General features: G+C 70.7%; 19 protein-coding genes. 4 read left to right on the top strand and 15 right to left on the bottom strand.

The genetic code is table 11. From position 1 onward, the window contains the following. Nucleotide 1: 1 nt before the first annotated feature. Nucleotides 2–1,702 carry an ABC transporter substrate-binding protein gene (locus ACJJV7_RS12190; protein ID WP_405374370.1) on the bottom strand — a complete coding sequence of 567 codons (1,701 nt, stop codon included), beginning with the start codon at nucleotides 1,700–1,702 and terminating at the stop codon, nucleotides 2–4. Nucleotides 1,703–1,892: 190 nt separating this feature from the next. Here ACJJV7_RS12190 and ACJJV7_RS12185 point away from each other — a divergent pair, with 190 nt between their 5' ends. Beyond that, nucleotides 1,893–2,990, top strand: a complete 1,098-nt coding sequence (locus ACJJV7_RS12185) for an aminotransferase class V-fold PLP-dependent enzyme (protein ID WP_405374372.1) — start codon at nucleotides 1,893–1,895, stop codon at nucleotides 2,988–2,990. A 27-nt stretch (nucleotides 2,991–3,017) separates the two neighbouring features. On the opposite strand, the gene ACJJV7_RS12180 is transcribed toward ACJJV7_RS12185, so the two are convergent. Further along, nucleotides 3,018–4,235 (bottom strand): serine hydrolase domain-containing protein, encoded by a 1,218-nt coding sequence (locus ACJJV7_RS12180; protein WP_405374374.1) that lies wholly within the window; start codon nucleotides 4,233–4,235, stop codon nucleotides 3,018–3,020. 122 nt (nucleotides 4,236–4,357) lie between these two features. Here ACJJV7_RS12180 and ACJJV7_RS12175 point away from each other — a divergent pair, with 122 nt between their 5' ends. Both ACJJV7_RS12175 and ACJJV7_RS12170 read left to right on the top strand, forming a co-directional pair. Further along, nucleotides 4,358–4,666, top strand: coding sequence for a DUF2470 domain-containing protein (locus tag ACJJV7_RS12175; RefSeq protein WP_405374376.1), 309 nt, complete (start codon nucleotides 4,358–4,360; stop codon nucleotides 4,664–4,666). Between the two features lie 96 nt (nucleotides 4,667–4,762). Further along, nucleotides 4,763–5,416 (top strand): heme oxygenase (biliverdin-producing), encoded by a 654-nt coding sequence (locus ACJJV7_RS12170; protein ID WP_405374378.1) that lies wholly within the window; start codon nucleotides 4,763–4,765, stop codon nucleotides 5,414–5,416. A 1-nt stretch (nucleotide 5,417) separates the two neighbouring features. Here the strand turns inward: ACJJV7_RS12170 and ACJJV7_RS12165 are convergent, their stop codons facing one another. Then, nucleotides 5,418–6,809, bottom strand: coding sequence for an ATP-dependent RecD-like DNA helicase (locus ACJJV7_RS12165; protein WP_405374380.1), 1,392 nt, complete (start codon nucleotides 6,807–6,809; stop codon nucleotides 5,418–5,420). 44 nt (nucleotides 6,810–6,853) lie between these two features. On the opposite strand from ACJJV7_RS12165, the gene ACJJV7_RS12160 reads away from it, so the two are divergent. Continuing rightward, the gene (locus ACJJV7_RS12160) at nucleotides 6,854–7,966 is read left to right on the top strand and encodes a hypothetical protein (protein WP_405374941.1); all 1,113 of its coding nucleotides are present in this window, start codon (nucleotides 6,854–6,856) and stop codon (nucleotides 7,964–7,966) included. A 3-nt stretch (nucleotides 7,967–7,969) separates the two neighbouring features. Here the strand turns inward: ACJJV7_RS12160 and ACJJV7_RS12155 are convergent, their stop codons facing one another. From ACJJV7_RS12155 to ACJJV7_RS12100, 12 genes are all read right to left on the bottom strand, one after another. Further along, the gene (locus ACJJV7_RS12155) at nucleotides 7,970–9,958 is read right to left on the bottom strand and encodes a cytochrome c oxidase assembly protein (RefSeq protein WP_405374382.1); all 1,989 of its coding nucleotides are present in this window, start codon (nucleotides 9,956–9,958) and stop codon (nucleotides 7,970–7,972) included. Nucleotides 9,959–10,094: 136 nt separating this feature from the next. Further along, nucleotides 10,095–10,373, bottom strand: coding sequence for an HU family DNA-binding protein (locus tag ACJJV7_RS12150; RefSeq protein ID WP_394280331.1), 279 nt, complete (start codon nucleotides 10,371–10,373; stop codon nucleotides 10,095–10,097). A 194-nt stretch (nucleotides 10,374–10,567) separates the two neighbouring features. Beyond that, nucleotides 10,568–11,629 (bottom strand): alpha/beta hydrolase, encoded by a 1,062-nt coding sequence (locus ACJJV7_RS12145; RefSeq protein WP_405374384.1) that lies wholly within the window; start codon nucleotides 11,627–11,629, stop codon nucleotides 10,568–10,570. Nucleotides 11,630–11,745: 116 nt separating this feature from the next. Further along, entirely contained in the window at nucleotides 11,746–12,051 is a 306-nt protein-coding gene (gene rpsN, locus ACJJV7_RS12140) for a 30S ribosomal protein S14 (protein WP_018187657.1), read from the bottom strand. A gap of 4 nt (nucleotides 12,052–12,055) precedes the next feature. Continuing rightward, the gene (gene rpmG / locus ACJJV7_RS12135; protein ID WP_405374387.1) at nucleotides 12,056–12,226 is read right to left on the bottom strand and encodes a 50S ribosomal protein L33; all 171 of its coding nucleotides are present in this window, start codon (nucleotides 12,224–12,226) and stop codon (nucleotides 12,056–12,058) included. Then, nucleotides 12,226–12,462: a 50S ribosomal protein L28 gene (rpmB, locus tag ACJJV7_RS12130; RefSeq protein ID WP_405374388.1), complete on the bottom strand. Its 237-nt coding sequence runs from the start codon at nucleotides 12,460–12,462 to the stop codon at nucleotides 12,226–12,228. The genes rpmG and rpmB overlap by 1 nt, the downstream gene beginning before the upstream one ends. Before the next feature lie 188 nt (nucleotides 12,463–12,650). After that, the gene (locus ACJJV7_RS12125; protein WP_405374390.1) at nucleotides 12,651–13,310 is read right to left on the bottom strand and encodes a HEAT repeat domain-containing protein; all 660 of its coding nucleotides are present in this window, start codon (nucleotides 13,308–13,310) and stop codon (nucleotides 12,651–12,653) included. Beyond that, nucleotides 13,307–13,993: a DNA-3-methyladenine glycosylase gene (locus ACJJV7_RS12120; RefSeq protein ID WP_405374391.1), complete on the bottom strand. Its 687-nt coding sequence runs from the start codon at nucleotides 13,991–13,993 to the stop codon at nucleotides 13,307–13,309. Before ACJJV7_RS12120 ends, ACJJV7_RS12125 begins: the two co-directional genes overlap by 4 nt. Beyond that, on the bottom strand, nucleotides 13,990–15,381 hold the full coding sequence (locus tag ACJJV7_RS12115) for a hypothetical protein (RefSeq protein ID WP_405374393.1): 1,392 nt from the start codon (nucleotides 15,379–15,381) through the stop codon (nucleotides 13,990–13,992). The genes ACJJV7_RS12120 and ACJJV7_RS12115 overlap by 4 nt, the downstream gene beginning before the upstream one ends. Further along, a complete protein-coding gene (locus tag ACJJV7_RS12110) occupies nucleotides 15,371–16,144 on the bottom strand; it encodes a TIGR03943 family putative permease subunit (RefSeq protein WP_405374943.1) in 774 nt (257 codons plus the stop codon). Before ACJJV7_RS12110 ends, ACJJV7_RS12115 begins: the two co-directional genes overlap by 11 nt. A gap of 4 nt (nucleotides 16,145–16,148) precedes the next feature. Then, nucleotides 16,149–17,168: a permease gene (locus ACJJV7_RS12105; protein WP_405374395.1), complete on the bottom strand. Its 1,020-nt coding sequence runs from the start codon at nucleotides 17,166–17,168 to the stop codon at nucleotides 16,149–16,151. Then, nucleotides 17,161–17,571, bottom strand: coding sequence for a Fur family transcriptional regulator (locus tag ACJJV7_RS12100; RefSeq protein ID WP_405374397.1), 411 nt, complete (start codon nucleotides 17,569–17,571; stop codon nucleotides 17,161–17,163). The genes ACJJV7_RS12105 and ACJJV7_RS12100 overlap by 8 nt, the downstream gene beginning before the upstream one ends. Nucleotides 17,572–17,580 lie beyond the last annotated feature (9 nt).

Genomic DNA, 17,580 nt, shown 5'->3' with positions numbered 1-17,580 from the left:
GTCAGCCCTTCGCGGGGTCCTTGAGACCGACGATCGTGAGATCGGTCATGGACGTGTTCGGGATGTATCCGGCGATGTTCGCGCCCGGCAGGAAGATGCCGTTCTCGAACACGAGCGGCGCGATCGGAGCGAGCTCCATGATCTGCTCGTCGAGCTCGCCCCAGGCCTCGTTGGCGGCGTCGATGTCGGTCATCGAGCGGATCTCCGCGATGCGCTCGTTGACGGCGGGATCATCGAGCTGGGCGAGGTTCTGGTTGCCCTTGTCGGTGATCATGGCCCCGTCGAACAGCGGCGGGATGAACGTGCTCGCGCTCGACGCCCAGTCGGGGCACCAGCCGGTGATGGCCGCGTCGTTCTGCTGCGACGGCGTCGCGATCGTCTCGTAGTAGATCGACGTGTCGATCACGTTGAGCTTCACGGTCGCCCCGATGCGCTCCAGCGCCTGCTGGATCGCCTCGGCCTGCGCCTGCGCGGTGGGCTGGGTGCGGATGTCGAGCGTGAACTCGAATCCGTCGCCGAGCCCGGCCTCGTCGAGGAGCGCCTTCGCGGCGTCGACGTCGCCCGTGTTGCCCTCGGAGGGGTACAGATCGAAGTCGGCGTGGCCGTTGACCGACGGCGGGATGATCGTCGTGGCGACGTCGGCGAGCTGGTTGCCGCCCGATGCGTTCTGCAGGCTCGAGCGGTCGATCGCGTAGTTCACGGCCTGACGGACGCGGACGTCGTCGAACGGCGCCTTCGAGGTGTTCATCGACATGTAGGTCGTGCAGTAGGCGGGAGCGGTGATCGCGCGGTCCTTGAGCTGCGGGGTCTGGATGCGCGGGAGGGTCGCTCCGCTGATCTTGCTGGCGATCGCGTTCTGGTCGTCGCCCTGACCGGCGATCATGCGCTCGTCGATCGTGGCCGGGTCGATGCCGATGTCGAACTGCCAGCCGTCGGGATAGGCCTTGCGGACGTCGTCCGACTCGGCCTCCCAGTGCTCGTTGCGCGCCAGCGTGATGGTGCTGCCGGGGGTGTAGGTGTCGAGGGTGTACGGCCCCGACGCGATGATGTCGTTGATGAACTCGTCGCCGCCGCCCGATCCGACGGGGAACGGGACGGCGTTGGGCTGAGCGAGGACGTTGTCGAACTCGGGGAACGGCGCCTTGAGGTGGAAGACGATGGTCTTCTCGTCGGGTGTCTCGATCGTCGGAAGGTCGCCGGAGGCGTAGGGGCCCTGGTAGTCGGCCGGAGCGTCGATGACGCTCTTGAGGTACGGGGAGCCGATGCCGATCTGCGGGTCCCACGCCCGGGAGATGCCGAACTCCATCTCGGCGGAGGTGATCGGGTCGCCGTTGTCGAAGAAGATGTCGTCCTTCAGCGTGTAGGTCCACGTGAGGCCGTCGTCGGAGGGGGTGCCGAGGTCGGTCGCGAGGTCGGGGACGATCGCGTTCGGGTCGGTCGCGTCACCAGCTGCCTGCATCGTGAGGCCGCGGTAGATCAGTCGGTAGAACGCGTTCACGCCGCCATCCCAGCCGCGGGCCGGGTCGAGGTACGAGAAGTCCGAGTTCTGCAGCATGTGGACCGTGCCGCCCTGCTGGGGGTCGCCACCGGATCCGCTTTCCTGCGACTGCGGGCCTCCGCCGCCGGCGCACGCGGTCATGGCCAGTGAGACAACGGCTCCTGCGGCGAGAGCGCCGGCGAGCCTTCTCCTCGTGGTGGTCATCGATGAACCTTCCTCTTCCTCCTGCGTCGTCGCACGAGTGACGTCCATGTAACAACATCACCGTGCAATGTGCAATGTGCAATTGCACCAATGGGTTGCATCTGTTCTACTCAATGCGTCGGCTCGGTGAGGTCGATGTGACCCGATCGTCACCGGAGGGCGGCAATTGTTCACACCCGCGAAACACTCGATGGCAGACGCCGGTGCCCTCGGCGCCTACCTGGCGAACTTCCCGGAGACGCCCGGATATCTCGACTTCGCGCGGTTCTCCCCTCCGTCGACCGCCGTCGCGTCCGCCGTGCAGAACGCCTGGCAGGCCTCGATGACGGCAGACGGCGTCGATGAGCGCGCCGCCGTGTCAGCCGCTGTCGCGTCGGCGAGCCGCGTGACCGGGGCGCCCGCCGAGCGCATCGCCCTGACCGGCAGCACCTCTCTCGGCCTCTTCCACATCGCGTTCGGCGTCCCCGGCGGCGAGGTGCTTCTCTCGGACGGCGAGTTCCCGGCGCACCTCTACGCATGGTGGCGAGCCGCCCAGAGCGGACGCGTGCACGTGCGCTCTCTCCCCGGCAGCCTCCTCGACCCCGTCACGCCCGACCGCGTCGCGGACGCGCTGCGACCCGAGACGCACGCGGTCGCGGTGAGCGCCGTCGACTTCCGAACCGGGTTCCGCGCCGACCTCGCCGGCATCCGGGAGGTCATCGGCGACCGCCTTCTGATCGTCGATGCGATCCAGGCCGCCGGAGCCGTCGATCTGTCCTGGCCGCACGCGGATGCCGTCGTCGCCGGCGGCCAGAAATGGCTCCGTGCCGGATGGGGCACCGGGATGATCGTGCTCTCCGAACGCGCGGTCGACCGGCTCGAACCCCGCCTGACCGGGTGGTCGGGCGTGCAGCATCCCGCCCGCTACGACGGGTCACCGCACCCCGTCTCGGGCGGCGCGGCTCCGATGTCGATGACGAACGACTCGGCCTATGCGGCGACGGCGTTCGCCGCAGCGCTCGACCTCATCGCGGGCACCGGGATCAGCGCGATCGAGGCGCGCATCGCGACGCTGGTCGGCGCGCTCGACGGCGCGCTGCGCTCCTCGGGCCGTGCAGTGCTCTCCCCGGAGCGTCCCGAGGACCGTGCGGGAATCGTGGTCGTCCGCGCGAAGGGCGCCCCCGACGTCGCGGCGCGGCTGCGCAAGGCGGGGATCCGCGTCACCGCCCACGACGACGACAGAATCCGGATCTCCGTGCACGCCACGACGCGGCCGGGCGACCTCGAACGGCTCATCGATCTGCTGTGATGCCGCCACCCCGCCGGGGCGGGCCGATCAGTCGCCGCAAATGGCCAGCGACTGCACCTGGTCGGCGAGGCTCTCGGCCGTCCAGGGCAGACCGATCTCGGGTGCGGTGCGCCCCTCTGCGGCCGGCGCCTTCGACGCGATCGCGGCGAGCTGCCATGCGAGCAGGCGGGAGACGGCGTTCGACGCGCGCGAGTTGTTGAGCACGACGACGACGGTCATCCCGGTCTCGCGGTCGGCATAGGCCGCCGTCATGTACCCGGGGAGATTGCCGTGCTGGCCGATGAGCGATCCGGCCTGGTACGTGCCGCCGTCGGAGGTGAACCACGTGGGCTGGTCCTCGCCGGTCGGGCGCGCATCGGCGAAGCGGGTGTCGGCGTCGTACGACCGCGCGCCGGTGGCGAGTGCCCGGACGTAGGTGGCCAGGTCGCCGACGGTCGAGACGACACCGGATGCCGCGCCTCCGGCGCTCGGTGAGAGCGACGTCAGGTCGCGCGGCGCGGCGCAGTTCGGCTTGCCGTCCTCGTTCGTGGAGTAGAAGCCGCCGAGCCAGTCGGCGCCGTCTCCGGCTGCCGAGGGGAACGAGCTGCCGGTCATGCCGAGCGGCTCGAACACGTACTCGCGGTACAGCTCGCTCATCGTGCGCCCGGACGCCCGCTCGAGCACGATGCCGAGCATGACGTAGCCGGTGTCCGAGTCGCGGAATCGCGCGCCCGGATCGCTCGTACGGTCCTGTGCGAGCCCGTAGGCCGCGATCTCACGAGGGTTCCAGACCCGCTCGGGGTTGGCGATCAGCCGAGACTGGATCTCGCCCATGTAGGCGTGGAGGCCGCTCGTGCTGTCGCACAGCTGCTCGAGCGTGATGTCGGCCACGTTCGGGTAGGTGTCGAGCCATTCCGTCACCGTGTCGTCGAGCTCGACCGTGCCGTTGTCGACGAGGGCATAGAGGACGTCGCAGGTCATCGACCGCGTGACTGCGGTCGCCTTGAAGGTGAGGCCCGCGTCGGTGGCGGCGCCACCCGGCGAGACGGTGCCGACCCCTGCGACCCACTGACCCGCCCACGGCGCGTAGACGCCGACGATCGCGCCGGTCGAGCCGGTCGCGGCGACGGCCGCATCGGTGGCGGCGGCCAGCTGCGACTGCACCTCGTCGCCGAACGGGGCGTCGATCTGGTCGATGCCGAGGTCGATGACCGCGGGTTCGGGCGAGCACGCCGCCAAACCGAGCGCGAGTCCGAATGCTGCCACCGCGGCGATCATTCGCCTTGCGCCTCGTCGACCCACGCGCCGATCACCCCCGTAGTAATGCTTGCTTCGATTACAGCACATCGGCCGCCTGCCGCCTGCGCAGCGCGACTTAGGCTGACGCCATGGCTCACGTTTTCGACGACGCCGTGGTCTCCGCGGTGCTCACGCACATGAACGACGACCATCGTGACGACAATCTGCTGATCGCCCGCGCCTTCTCGCCGTTCCCCGATGTGCTCATCTCCACCATGACGACGTTCGACGGCGACGCGGGCCAGTGGCACATCGTCACCGCCGAGGGCGTCGAAGAGGTGCTCCGTGTGCCGTGGCCGGGCGGCCCTATCGCCGAGCGCCCCGCCGTCCGGCGCGAGATCGTCGCCCTGTACGACGCCGCGTGCGCGCGTCTGGGCGTCGAGCCCCGACCCCACTGAGCCGCGCGCGGAACGCCCCGGCGAACTCAGCGATCCGGGTGATCTTCTGCACCGGAGACCTTCAGGTTAGCTGAGCCTTACTGTACGCTCGGCGACATGTCCGAGCCCACGCCGTTCTCCGTCGTCGTCAAAGAGCGCTCCTCGGGCGCCCACTCGTCGAGTGAGGGCGCCGGCTTCATGACCGACCTCATGAGGGGCAAGGGCTCCCGTGACGACTACGTGGCCCTCGTGGCCCAGCACTGGTTCATCTATGCGGCCCTCGAAGCGGCCGCGGAGCGGATGGCCGGCGACCCGGTCGCGGCCCCGTTCGTCAGTGCCAAGCTCACTCGCCTGCCCGCGCTGGAGGCCGATCTCGAGTTCCTCATCGGCGACCACTGGCGGGCCGCCATCGAACCACTCGCCACGACCGCCGCCTACACCGCCCGCATCGCCGAGGTCGGCGCAGACTGGCCCGGCGGGTTCGTCGCCCATCACTACACGCGGTACCTCGGCGATCTCTCGGGCGGGCAGTTCATCGGGAAGATCCTCGCCCGCCAGTTCGGCTTCGAGACCAATGGCATCGGCTTCTACATCTTCGAGGAGATCGCCGATCCCGCGGCGTTCAAGGACGTCTACCGCGAGCAGCTCGACGCCGCGCCGTGGGATGCCGCAGAGCGCGAGCGGGTGATCGACGAGGTGCTGCTGGCCTACCGGTTCAACACCGAGCTGTTCGTCGATCTCGCCGAGGCGAAGGCGCGCGCCGCCGCCTGACTCAGTCGCCGCGCGCGGCCCGGACGCCGGCCATGAACCGGCGCACGTCACGGTCGACCAGGATGTCGGCCGGTCGCAGTGGCCGCGACAGGTAGAGGCCTTCGAGCGAGGTCAGCCTCGATAGCGCGACATAGGTCTGACCCGGGGCGAACGCGCCCGTGCCGAGATCGACGATCGCCCGGTCGTAGGTCTTGCCCTGCGACTTGTGGATCGTGACCGCCCAGGCCAGCCGGAGCGGGAACTGCGTGTACTCCGCGACGATCTCGCGGGTGAGCTTGCGGGTGCCGGGGTCGTAGGCGTACCGGAACTTCTCCCACACCGCCGGCTCGACGTCGTGCTCCTCCCCGTCGAGTTCGACGCGCACGCTGGCGCCGGCGATGCGGGTCACGGTGCCGATCGAACCGTTGACCCATCGCGGCCCGTCTCCCCCGAAACCGCCGATGTCGTTGCGGAGGAACATGACCTGCGCGCCCACCTTGAGCTGCAGCTCGGGCTCCGCGGGGTATGAGGAGTCGCCGCGGCCGAAGTCGCCGCTGATCTCGGCGCGCGCCGTCTGGGCGGGCCCGGGCAGCGAGTCGAGGTGCCGCTGGTTGATGCGCGCGACGATGTCGTTGCGGGTGGCGAGGGTGATGATCGGCACCTCGCCCTCGAGGGCTTCGGGCGGCTTCCGCGAGCCCGCGGCGTTGAGCGCGTCGGCGATGTCGGCGGTCACGATCCCGTGCCGCACCGCGTTGAGCATCGCCTTGAAGGCGTCGTCGGACTGACGGTGGATGTCGCGCAGCTCGGCGATGTGCAGGGGCGCCCCGACGCGGCCCAGGTCGAGCAGGCCGTCGGAGCGGATCGCCCCGGCATCCGCTCGCGGACCCGCCCACACCTGCGCGTCGAAGAACCAGAACGACCGGTAGTGGTCCTGGATGTACCTCAGCTCGTCACCGCGCGGAGGAACGGGCGAGAGCTGGTACGGGTCACCGAACATGACGACCTGCACGCCGCCGAACGGCTCGGAGCGGCGGCGACGGGCCTGCCGCAGCGACCGGTCGATGCCGTCCATGACGTCGGCGTTGACCATCGAGATCTCGTCGATCACGAGGGTGTCGATCGCGTTGAGGATCTTGCGGGTCGCGTCGGACTGCTCGAGCTCGCTGTCGGCGATCAGCCCGATCGGAAGGCGGAACAGCGAATGGATCGTCTGCCCCTCGACATTCAGCGCGGCGACGCCCGTCGGTGCGCACACGGCGATCTGCTTCTCGGTGTTCCACGCGAGGTGCTGGAGGAGCGTCGACTTGCCCGTACCCGCCCGACCCGTGACGAAGACGTGCTCGCGGGTGTCCTCGATGAGGCGGAACAGCGCTTCCTGCTCGGGTGACAGGGTCGGCGCGCTCACCGGAACCATGCTAGCTATCAGCCGGGCTTTCCTAGACTGAACGAGTGCAACGCATCGGGGGGGATGGTGGCGTCGATGACGCTCCGGCATCCGACGTACCCCTCACGCGGACCGCGGCCGTCGCCGGCCCCCGTCACCGCCGCAAGCTCGCCTTCGACCTGACGGCCCTCGCCGTGGTGGGCGTGCTGTTCGTCGGCGCACTCGGTGCCACGACGGGCGTGCTGTACCAGCAGCTCTACAGTCCGACCGCTTTCGTGCTCCGCTACCTCGAGCTGCTCTCCGACGGTCGCGCGGCCGACGCGATGCTCGTTCCCGGCGTGTACGCCGACTCCGACGAGCTCGCCGCGGCCGGACTGTCCGACTCGGCGAGCGGCGCGCTGCTGCGGCCCGAGACCCTCGCGCCCCTGACCGACATCGAGGTCGTCTCCGAGAAGGCGGATGCCGACGAGACGACGGCCGTGACGGTGGCGTACCGCGTCGGCGGGCACCAGGGCACCACGACGTTCGAGGTCGAGCGGGAGGGACGCGTCGGCCTCGCGCCGACCTGGCGCTTCGCCGAGAGCCCGCTGGCCGTCATCGAGCTCGCCGTCCGCGGGTCGATGGAGTTCGACGTGAACGGGTTCGCGATCGACAAGAGGCAGGTCTCCCCCGACGGGATGGATGCCGATCCGCTGGCGCCGGTGTCGATGCTGGCGTTCTCGCCCGGGCTCTACTCGATCACCGTCGACACGGCGACGACCGAGAGCCCCGGCGTCGCTGTGCTCGCCGACGCGCCGCTCGCCGCGGTCCCGGTCTCGTTCCAGGCCGAACCGACGAAGAAGTTCGTCGAGGTCGTGCAGAGCGAGGTCGACGAGTTCCTCGACGGCTGCGCGACGCAGAAGGTGCTCCAGCCCACCGGATGCCCGTTCGGCTACTACGTGCGCAATCGCATCGTCGAGCCGCCGAGCTGGTCGATCACCGAGAAGCCGGTGGTCACCCTCGAACCCGACGGCGCGGCGTGGGCGATCACCCGCACCCAGGCGGTCGCGAAGATCGACGTGCAGATCCGGTCGCTCTTCGACGGCAGCGTCTTCGACGTCGAAGAGGAGGTGCCGTTCTTCATCACGGGGAAGATCACGATCCTCCCCGACGGCACGGCCTCCATCGCGGTGTCCGCGACGGACTGACGGTCATCCCGCCGAACGCGCCGCATCCTTCGCGTCTCGATCGGCGATCGCAGCGAGCCGGGCGTTGTACTCCTCGAGCTCGGCGTCACCCGTGCGATCCGCGTGGCGGTCCTGGCTCCGCTGCGTGCGCTCGTCGGAGCGGCTCCACTGCACGGCCACCGTGATCGCGAGGATGACCGTCGGGATCTCGCCGATCGACCAGGCGATGCCGCCGCCGAGGTACTGATCGGCGAGTGGATCGTCACCCCACGTGCGTCCCATCGATCCGAACCATTCGGCGACGAACAGCCCCGACGACATCATGATCGCGATGCCGAAGAAGGCGTGCATCGCCATCACGCCGATGAGGGTGAGCAGACGACCGGAGTGCGGCAGCCGGTAGGGCACCGGGTCGATGCCGACGAGCGACAGCACGAAGAGGTAGCCGGTGGTGAGGAAGTGCGCCACCATCCACTCGTGCCCGAGGTGCTCGTACAGCGTCCACCGGAAGATGTCGGTGTAGTAGAACGCCCACAGCGAGACGATGAACAGCGCCGCAGCGACGAGCGGGTGGGTGAGGATCTTGGCGTACGGGCTGTGCACGGCCCAGAGGATCCACTCCCGGCCGCCGCGCGTGCCGTCGTCGCGCTTGCGGATCGCCCGCGACGCGAGGGTCACGGGCGCGCCGAAGACGAGGCACATCGGGATCGCCATCGACAGCAGCATGTGCCCGGCCATGTGCATGCTGAACAGGTAGTCCTGGTAAGCGTTGACCGGGCCGCTCGTCACCCAGAACAGCAGCACGACGCCGAGCGTCCACAGCGCGGTCCGCCAGAGCGGCCACCGGTCGCCGCGGCGGGCGAGCCGGCGGACGCCCGCGAGGTAGAAGAAGAGTCCGAAGCCGGCGGCGAACACCCAGATGAGGTCGACGTCCCACGTCGTGAACCAGCGACCGAACGTCAGCTCGGGCGGGACCTCCGCCCCCGTGAGCACCTCCGCCGCCGTCGGAGAGGTGGGAAGGGCGGTGTCCACGGGAGGGGGAGTCACCGAGAGCGCCACGGCCGCGCCCGACGCGATGCCCATGAAGGCGACCTCGACCGTGGCGAGGAGCCAGAACCTCGCGGCGACGGCGGTGTCGCGGATGCCGGCGATCAGATGGCGGCGGTAGACGGCCCCGAGCACGCCCATCGCCAGGAGGGCGACGACCTTCACCATCAGGATCGCGCCGTACGTCGAGAAGAGGTTCTCCCAGGTGACCAGGCCGACCACGGCGCGCACGATGCCCGAGATCGAGACGACGATGAACGCCGCGAGCGCGATGCTCGAGTACCGGCTCAGGACATCGGCCAGACGCATCCGGTCGAGCGACCCGCGCAGCAGCACGAGGAGCAGGAGACCCCCCAGCCAGACGGCGGCCGCGATGATGTGCAGCGCGAGCGCGGTGACGGCGGTGTTGTGGTTCGCCTCGTCTCCGGCGTGGCCGACCGTCGCCATCGGCACGAGCGCGGCGGCGGCGACGACGGCGACGAGGAGGGTGGGCAGCCATCCGCGGACGGCGAAGGTCAAGACGGTGAGGACGGCTGCGGCGATCGTCGTGGACAGCCAGGCGACGCCGGGCTCGGTGTCGACGAGAAAGCGTCCCAGCTGCTCGCCGAAGGCGGCATCCGCACTCAACTGCGCATCGAAGATGTTCAAGAAGGTCAGGAAGGCGGTCGAGGCGCTGGCGACCGTGAGGATCGCGGCGCCGGCCGAGGCGGCGTCGAGCGCGGAGTCGAACTCGGCGGTTCCCGCCCGCAGCGAGAAGAGCGCGACGACCAGCGAACCGAGCATCAGCGCGGCCGACAGGTTGACCGCGAGCTCGGCGACCGGAAGCCCCCACCGCACCATCGGGCCGGGGTCGGCGATCACCGTCGGCGCTGCGCCGCCGCCGTAGGCGAGGCCGACGACGAGAGCGATGAGCGCCGCCGCCAGGAGAATCGCCGGTCCGGCGTAGCGGAAGGCACGCGGGTTCACCCTGCAAGCCTACGCGCGGGCAGGTGGGGAGGAGCCGGGCGCGGGCGCCGGAGGCGGGAATCCGGGCCACCCGGGCGGGCCCGGGAATACGGAAGGGGGATGCCGCGTGGCATCCCCCTTCGCGTGTGCGACCGTCTTACTTGACGGCTGCCTTCAGCTTCGATCCGGCGCTGACCTTGACGCGCTTGCCGGCGGGGATCTTGATCTCCGCACCGGTCTGCGGGTTGCGGCCCGTGCGAGCGGAGGTCTCGACCTGCTCGAAAGCGATCCAGCCCGGGATCGAGACCTTCTCGCCCTTGGCGACAGCCTCGGAGACGGACGAGAACAGGCCGTCGACGACGCGCGAGACGGTGGCCTGGCTTTCGCCGGTGGCGCTGGCGATGCTGGCGACGAGTTCGGTCTTGGTGATGGCCATGGTGCTCCTCCAGACGGCAGATCGCCGCCTTCAGTTACTCGGACCGACGGGTGAACCGTCGGCTGGTCGATGCGACCCGTCCTGAATATACCCACGAACCGCGTGTTTCCGCGGATTTCCTACCCCAGGCGCCAGATTCGCCCGGCGTGTCGCGCCCGGATGGTGACGGGTGGGGCTGCTGAGCCGGGCGAGGATCAGAGGCGCCCGAGTGCAGCGACGACCTCGTCCTCCCATCGCCGGGCGGCGGGCAGCGCGCCGACGTAGATCGGGGTGTCGTGGGTGACGCCGAGGTAGCGGGTGGCGCTCGCGTCGACGCCGGCCGCGCGCAGCTTCGCCGCGTAGGTCGCGCCGTCACGGCGCAGCGGGTCGTACTCGGCGGTCAGGACGACGGCGGGCGGCAGGCCCGCGTGCGAGGCGGCGCGCATCGGCGAGGCATACGGCTCCGCCGCCCGCCCGCGGTCGCCGAGATACGTGCGCGCGACCGAGCGCATCTCCCGCAGCGCAATGAAGGCGGGGATGCCGAGGGCCCACGTCGCGCGCAGGTCGATCCACCGTCCGGTCAGGTCGGTGACGGGGACCTCGAGGATCTGCAACGCCAGCGGCAGCGTCAGCCGGTCGCGGTTGACGAGGGTCAGTGCGGCGGCGAGGCTGCCCCCGGCCGACTGGCCGTCGACACCCACCCGCGCCGGGTCGATCCCGAGCTCGTCGGCCGACGCGTGCAGCCAGGTCCAGGCCGCGACGACCTGCTCGATCTGCGTGGGATACCGGTGCTCGGGGGCCAGCGAATAGTCGACGGCGATCAGCACGACGCCCGAGCGCTCCGCACGCCGCCGACAGGAGGCATCCGCCGTCGGATAGTCGATGCCCCCGATGCGGAAGGCTCCCCCGCCGATCACCAGGCACGCGGCCGCGCCCGTGGGCGGCGCCGTCGTCGGACGGTACACGCGCACCCGCACGGGCGGCCGGCCGATCACCGGGATCGTGTGCTCAGTCGTGTCGATGTCGGGGCCGGCGAGCCCGACGGTGCGAAGCTCGGTGCGATCCCAGTTGAGGGCGGCGCGACGGTGCTTCTGGCGCGGAGTGAGCGGTGCGGTCTTCTCGGCGCCGGCGCCCGCGGCACGGTCGCGGGGCGCTGACGCGGCAGGGGCGGCATCCGGCTTCGCGGCGAAGCGCGCCGTGAGCGATGACCACGCCTGACGCAGCAGGTACACCCGATGCGTGCGCAGGCGCTCGCGGAAGAACGGATCCAACGGCATGGTGCTCCCTCCCGGTCGTTCGAGGATATCCGCGCATCGACGACGCGAGGCCGGCGGGCGGAAACGACGAAGCCCCCGCCCACGAGGGGCAGGGGCTCCGTGCGGAAAGCTTGTGCTTACCAGCTCGACTTGGTCACGCCGGGCAGCTCGCCACGGTGTGCCATCTCGCGGAAACGCACACGCGAGATGCCGAACTTCGACAGGTGGCCGCGGGGGCGCCCGTCGATCGCGTCGCGGTTGCGCAGGCGAACCGGCGACGCGTTGCGGGGGAGCTTCTGCAGGCCGACGCGGGCGGCCTCGCGGGCCTCGTCGGTCGCGTTCGGGTCCACGAGGGTCTTCTTCAGCTCGGCACGCTTCTCGGCGTAACGGGCGACGATGACCTCGCGCTGGTTGTTGCGCGCGATCTTGCTCTTCTTCGCCATGGGATCAGCGCTCCTCTCGGAATTCGACGTGCTTGCGGATCACCGGGTCGTACTTCTTGAGCACGATGCGGTCGGGGTTGTTGCGACGGTTCTTGCGCGTCACGTAGGTGTACCCCGTGCCGGCGGTCGACCGCAGCTTGATGATCGGACGAACTTCCTGAGACTTCTTCGCCATTAGAGCTTCACACCCTTCGCGATGAGGTCCTTGACGACCGACTCGATGCCGCGGACGTCGATGACCTTCATGCCCTTAGCCGACACGTTCAACGTGATCTTGCGACCGAGCGAAGGAACGAAGTAGGTCTTCTTCTGCACGTTCGGGTCGAAGCGACGCTTCGTCCGGCGGTGCGAGTGCGAGATGTTGTGACCGAAGCCGGGAATAGCTCCAGTCACCTGGCACACTGCTGCCATAGTGATTTCTCCTTAGTACCGTGACACCGGACGGTGCCACCCAAGATCCCTTGTCTGCATCCCGCTTTCGGACACGGCGCAAGGCCGTCATCTGAAGGGGGGATGCGAACTGCGTGCTGGAGTGCGCGCAGACGAAGAGTCAGTCTAGCACGGCCCGGGCGTGTCGCCCGAGGGCGATGGATGCCGAGCTACTCGGGCGGCGGTGCGGCATCGGCGGCCGGTGCCGACCCGGCATCCGCCTCGTCGAAGCTCTCCTCGGGATGGGCCATCATCCGTGCCGTGATCCTCGCGTGCGCGCGGACGTAGGGACTCCCGCCCTCGGCCACCTCGTCGACGACCGCCGCGGCACTGTCTCCGAGCACCGTGAACGCCTGGCTGAGGCTCCGGCGCGTGTCGCGCTCCCCTCGCGCGAACTGCGTCGCGAGGATGCGAGCGAGCGCCGGCTTCTCGGCCTCGGGCGCGGTGCGGACCGCCGCCCGCCAGGCGACGCGCGCGACCTCGTCGGTGGGGTCGCGCAGCAGCGGCGTCGTGATCGCCGCCCACACCCTCGGTCCGCCGATCTTCGACAGGGTGTGGAGCGCCTGACTGCGCGCCTGCGGCGCCGGGGCGGCGACCTCCTCGAGGAGCGCGTCGATCACCTGGTCGGCGTCGTGCCTCGTCAGCGCCCAGGTCAGCATCTCGCGCACGAGGAAGTCGGGCTCCGTGCGGCATTGCGCCACCAGCACCGGCACATACGCCGGTGCGGGATACGTGCCGGCCGTCATGGCCGCGCGGACACGGGCCGACGAATCGGATGCCTCGAGGGCGGCGCTCAGCCGCGCCGCAGCCCCGCTCGCGTCGCCGGTCATCCCGCGGCCCCCGCCTCGGCGGCCTCGCGGGCCCCGCGGCCCCAGCGGAAGGCCGACACCGTCGGGTCGCCGGCGATCCAGAAGCGCCACGGGAAGGCATCCGTTCCGGCGACGCCGGCGACGCCCACGCGCGGTCCGGCGATGACGCCGGCCACCGGCTCCTCGGGGAGGAAGAGCCGCGCCGTCGCGCCGGCGTGGTCTGCTCCGGTGACCGCGTCGATGCCGTCGTGCACGGGATGCCGGAGCCCCACCGCTCCGCCGAGCCGGCCGGGCCCGCGGGCGAGGTCGCGCGGGGCGCGCGCCGCGGGTCGGCGTGCGGCGGCGGCATCCGCGCCCTCGACGATCTCGCCCGCGCGCAGCAGGATTCCGCCGGCGACCCCCTCGGGCCCGCACACGACGTTCACGCACGAGTGGATGCCGTGGCTCAGGTAGACGTAGAGGTGCCCGGGTTCGCCCCACATCGTCGCGTTCCGCGCCGTCCGCCCCATCCGTGCGTGCGATCCCGGGTCGACCCATGCTCCGGTGCCCTGGCCGTGATAGGCCTCGACCTCGGTGAGCCGCACGGCGACGACCGCGCCGCCGGTCTCGACCCGCAGCACGCCGCCGAGCAGGCGCGGCGCGACCTCGGCCGGGAGCGCCGACAGGTGCCGCCGGGCGGCGGGGATGAGCGCCGGCGCGGTCACAGCCGGGGCGCCTTCCGACACCAAGACAGGTCGAAGCCGGCGATCGCGACGACCTGCGCGCCGTCGTCGAGCGAGATGATCCGGGTCTCCATCGTCGTCGGCAGCGGGAGCGTGTAGCCGTCGTAAGGGTTCGACACCGCGTCGGGGGCGACGACGACAGCGGCGTAGCGGCCGCTCGGCGACACGCAGGTCTGCACGAGCGCATCGCCCGACGCGACCTCCGCGAGCGGGCTCACCTCGCCCGATTGCGCGACACGGGTCAACGTCGTGTCGAGCACATCGAGCCCGTCGAACGGGGTCAGCGCGCGCAGCGTCGCGTCACCCGGCAGGGCGACCACGTCGCTCATCTGCCCCCGCGCAGGATCGGTCGCCACCAGCGGGGTCTCTTCGGCGGTCGCGAGGTCGATGACCACCGAGCCTTCGACGCGCGCGATGTATGCGGTCGAGCCCGAGACGTCGTCGATCGAGATCGCGGTGCCGAGCGACACCGGGTTGCTGCCGTCGGGCGCGGCGAGGCTGAGCGCCCCGTCGAACGTCAGCATGAGCACGCGGTCGGTGCCGGGCACGAAGCGCCAGTCCTCGACGCGCGCATCACCGCCCTCGCGGACGACCGGCACCGGCGCGGCATCCGGATCGGCGGTCGACCCCGTGAACAGCAGGCTCTCGCGGCCGCCGTCGGCCGAGATGTCGGCGTCGGTGAAGGTGTAGCCGATCGTGTTGCCCGTCTCGGCGCTCTGCAGGTTCGTGACGATGCCGTCGCCCGGCAGCGCGAGCTCGCTCTCGCCGGATCCGTCGGCGCGGGTCACGACCAGCCGCGAGACGCCGCCCTCGAGGGTCGAGACGATGAGGTGCGCCGCCGTGGCGCGGAAGTCCTCGATGTGGTCGCTCCGGAAGACGGGCTCGGCGTCGCCGGCGAGGTCGACCCGGAAGATCGTGTCCTCCGCCTCACCGCGCTGCAGCACGTAGGCCTGCAGCGGAGGCGTCGTGAAGGTCTCCTCGATGACCGCATCGGGGCCGCCGCCGAGACCCCGCACGTCGTCGATGCGGACGGTGTACTCCGTCTCGTCCCACAGCGGCAGGGCGAAGCGGATGCCGACGCTGCGGCCCGACGTGTCGACCGTGAAGTCGACGGCCGGGGTGACGGTGACCTGCTCGGGAGCGACCTCCTCGAGCGACTGCGTCGTCGTGAAGATCAGCCGGGAGCCCGCCGAGGCGACCGCCGCCGCCGGATCGGACTGCACGTCTGTGACGCGAGGGCCCTGGACGGTCGTCAGGACGCCCGTGATCACCGCGACGACGCCCAGCACCGCGATGACCGCGAGGACGCGCACCACGAACCCGCGGGCGAGCCGGGCACGGCGCTGCGCGCGACGGCCCTCAGAACTCATACGGGTCCTCGGGCTCGTCGATGACCTCGACCTGCGCGGCGTCGACACGGAGGTCGCCGCCGACGTCGCGGATGATGCCGGTGACCGTGACCCACTCGCCCCCGGCGGGGATGTCGCCGGCCGCGACCGGGATGCTCGCGGGCTGGGCGTCGATCACGCAGTGGGTGATGACGAGGCGGGTGAGGTCGAATCCGGCGTCGTCGGGCGCGACGAAGCCGGTGAGCGAGATCTCGGTGCCGTCGAACGCCTGGGGGTCGGTGGCCGTCGCGAACACGCTCGCCCACTCGCCGATGCCGAACGAGGCGGTGTCGCCGGTCACGGCGAGGGCGACCGTGTCGGCCCCCTGGAACAGCGGCGGCGCACCGGTGTCGCGCGACATCGCGAGCTCGGCCGAGAGCGAGGCCGGCGGGACGACGAGCATCGCGCCGGCGACGCCGAGCGCGAGCACACCGCCGGTGACGGTCGCAGCGGTGCCGATGAGCTCACCGCGCGTGCGCGGGGCCCGCAACGGACCCTCGTGGCCGTGGGAGCCATGAGCGACATGACCATGGCCGTCGCCGTGGTCGTGCCCGTGATCGGCGGCCTCGCCCAGCGGCAGGAACATGCTCAGCACCACGCCGACGAGAGCGACGACCGCCATCGAGACCGCGAACCACGACGAATCGGGGTTGATGTACAGCCCGAGCCGCCCCGTGAGGGCCAGGGCGACGGTGACGGCGGCGATGATCGCCGCGAGCCCGACGCCCAGCATCCGGAACCAGATCGTGTCACGCAAGGAGGTTCACCACCCCTCCGATCGCGGCGGCCGCGAGGATCACCGAGACGACCAGCACCGCGAGCACGCGCGTGCGGAACGTCGTGCGCAGGAGCGCGAGCATCTTCACGTCGACGAGGGGCCCGACCAGGAGGAAGGCCACGATCGCGCCGGGCGTGAACGTCGAGGCGAACGACAGCGCGAAGAACGCGTCGACGTTCGAGCAGATCGCCACGACCATCGCGAGGAGGATCATCGCGGCGATCGACAGCGCCGGGTTCGACCCGATGGCCAGCAGCACGTCGCGCGGCACGATGACCTGCACGGCGCCGGCGAGGGCCGACCCGATGATGAGCGCGGGCATGACGGCGCGCAGCTCGACGACGAACTGCGTGAGGCTGCGCCGCCCGCGGCGTCCGGTGGCGCCCTGCTCGACGAGACACGCGTCGCGGAAGCGGTCGGTGAGCAGCGAATCGGGGTCGGGATGCCGGCTGTACAGCCATCCGATGACGTTGGCGATCAGGTAACCGCCGAGCAGACGGGCGACGAGGATGCCGTCGTCGAAGCCGAACGCCTGGTGCGTCGTGATGATCACGATCGGGTTCACGATCGGCGCCGCGATGAGGAAGGTGAGCGTCTCGGACACCGCGAAGCCGCGCATCATGAGCCCGCGCGCGAAGGGGACGTTGCCGCACTCGCACACCGGCACGAGCATTCCGAGGAGGGAGAGCACCGCGCGGCGGCCCCACGGGTTCTTCGGCATCCACCGTTCGATGACGCCCGGCGGCACCCACACCTGCACGACGATCGACAGCACGACGCCCAGGACGACGAAGGGCAGCGACTCGATGAGCACGCTGAGGGCGAGGGTCAGTCCGTCTTGCGCCCGCGTGGGCAGTTCGGGGGTGGGCCCCCACAGCGCGAGCCCGATGAGCGCCACGACGCCGAGCACTCCGCCGGCGAGGGCGATCGACGTCCGCGCGCCGGGTGCCCGGCGGGCGGCGACACGGGTGTCGAAACGGGTGTCAGGCACGACCGTCCGCGGCGGCCGCCGCGGCGCACGCGGCGCACGTGCCGAAGATGTCGACGACGTGTTCGGCGTCGACGAAGCCGTGGGCGGCTGCCGTGCGCTTCGCCCAGCTCTCGACCTCGTCGGCCTGGATCTCGACGGCCTTGCCGCAGCTCCGGCAGATGAGGTGATGGTGATGACCGTCGCTCGCGCACGCGCGGTAGATCGCCTCGCCGTCGGGCGACTGGAGCTGGTCGGCCTCCCCCGTCGAGGCAAGGTTGGCCAGAGCGCGGTAGACGGTCGCGAGGCCGATGCCGGTGTTCTCGACGCGGAGGGCGGCGTGCAGGTCCTGAGCGCTCACGAATCCGGGGGCGTCGGAGAGCGCCGAGCGCACGCGCTCGCGCTGCCACGTGTTGCGCTGAACCATGGCGGCGAG

Origin of the sequence: Microbacterium sp. Ld4 (assembly GCF_045066555.1) — a bacterium.
Classification (GTDB): domain Bacteria; phylum Actinomycetota; class Actinomycetes; order Actinomycetales; family Microbacteriaceae; genus Microbacterium.
This window is presented reverse-complemented; position numbering and strand designations above follow the sequence as displayed.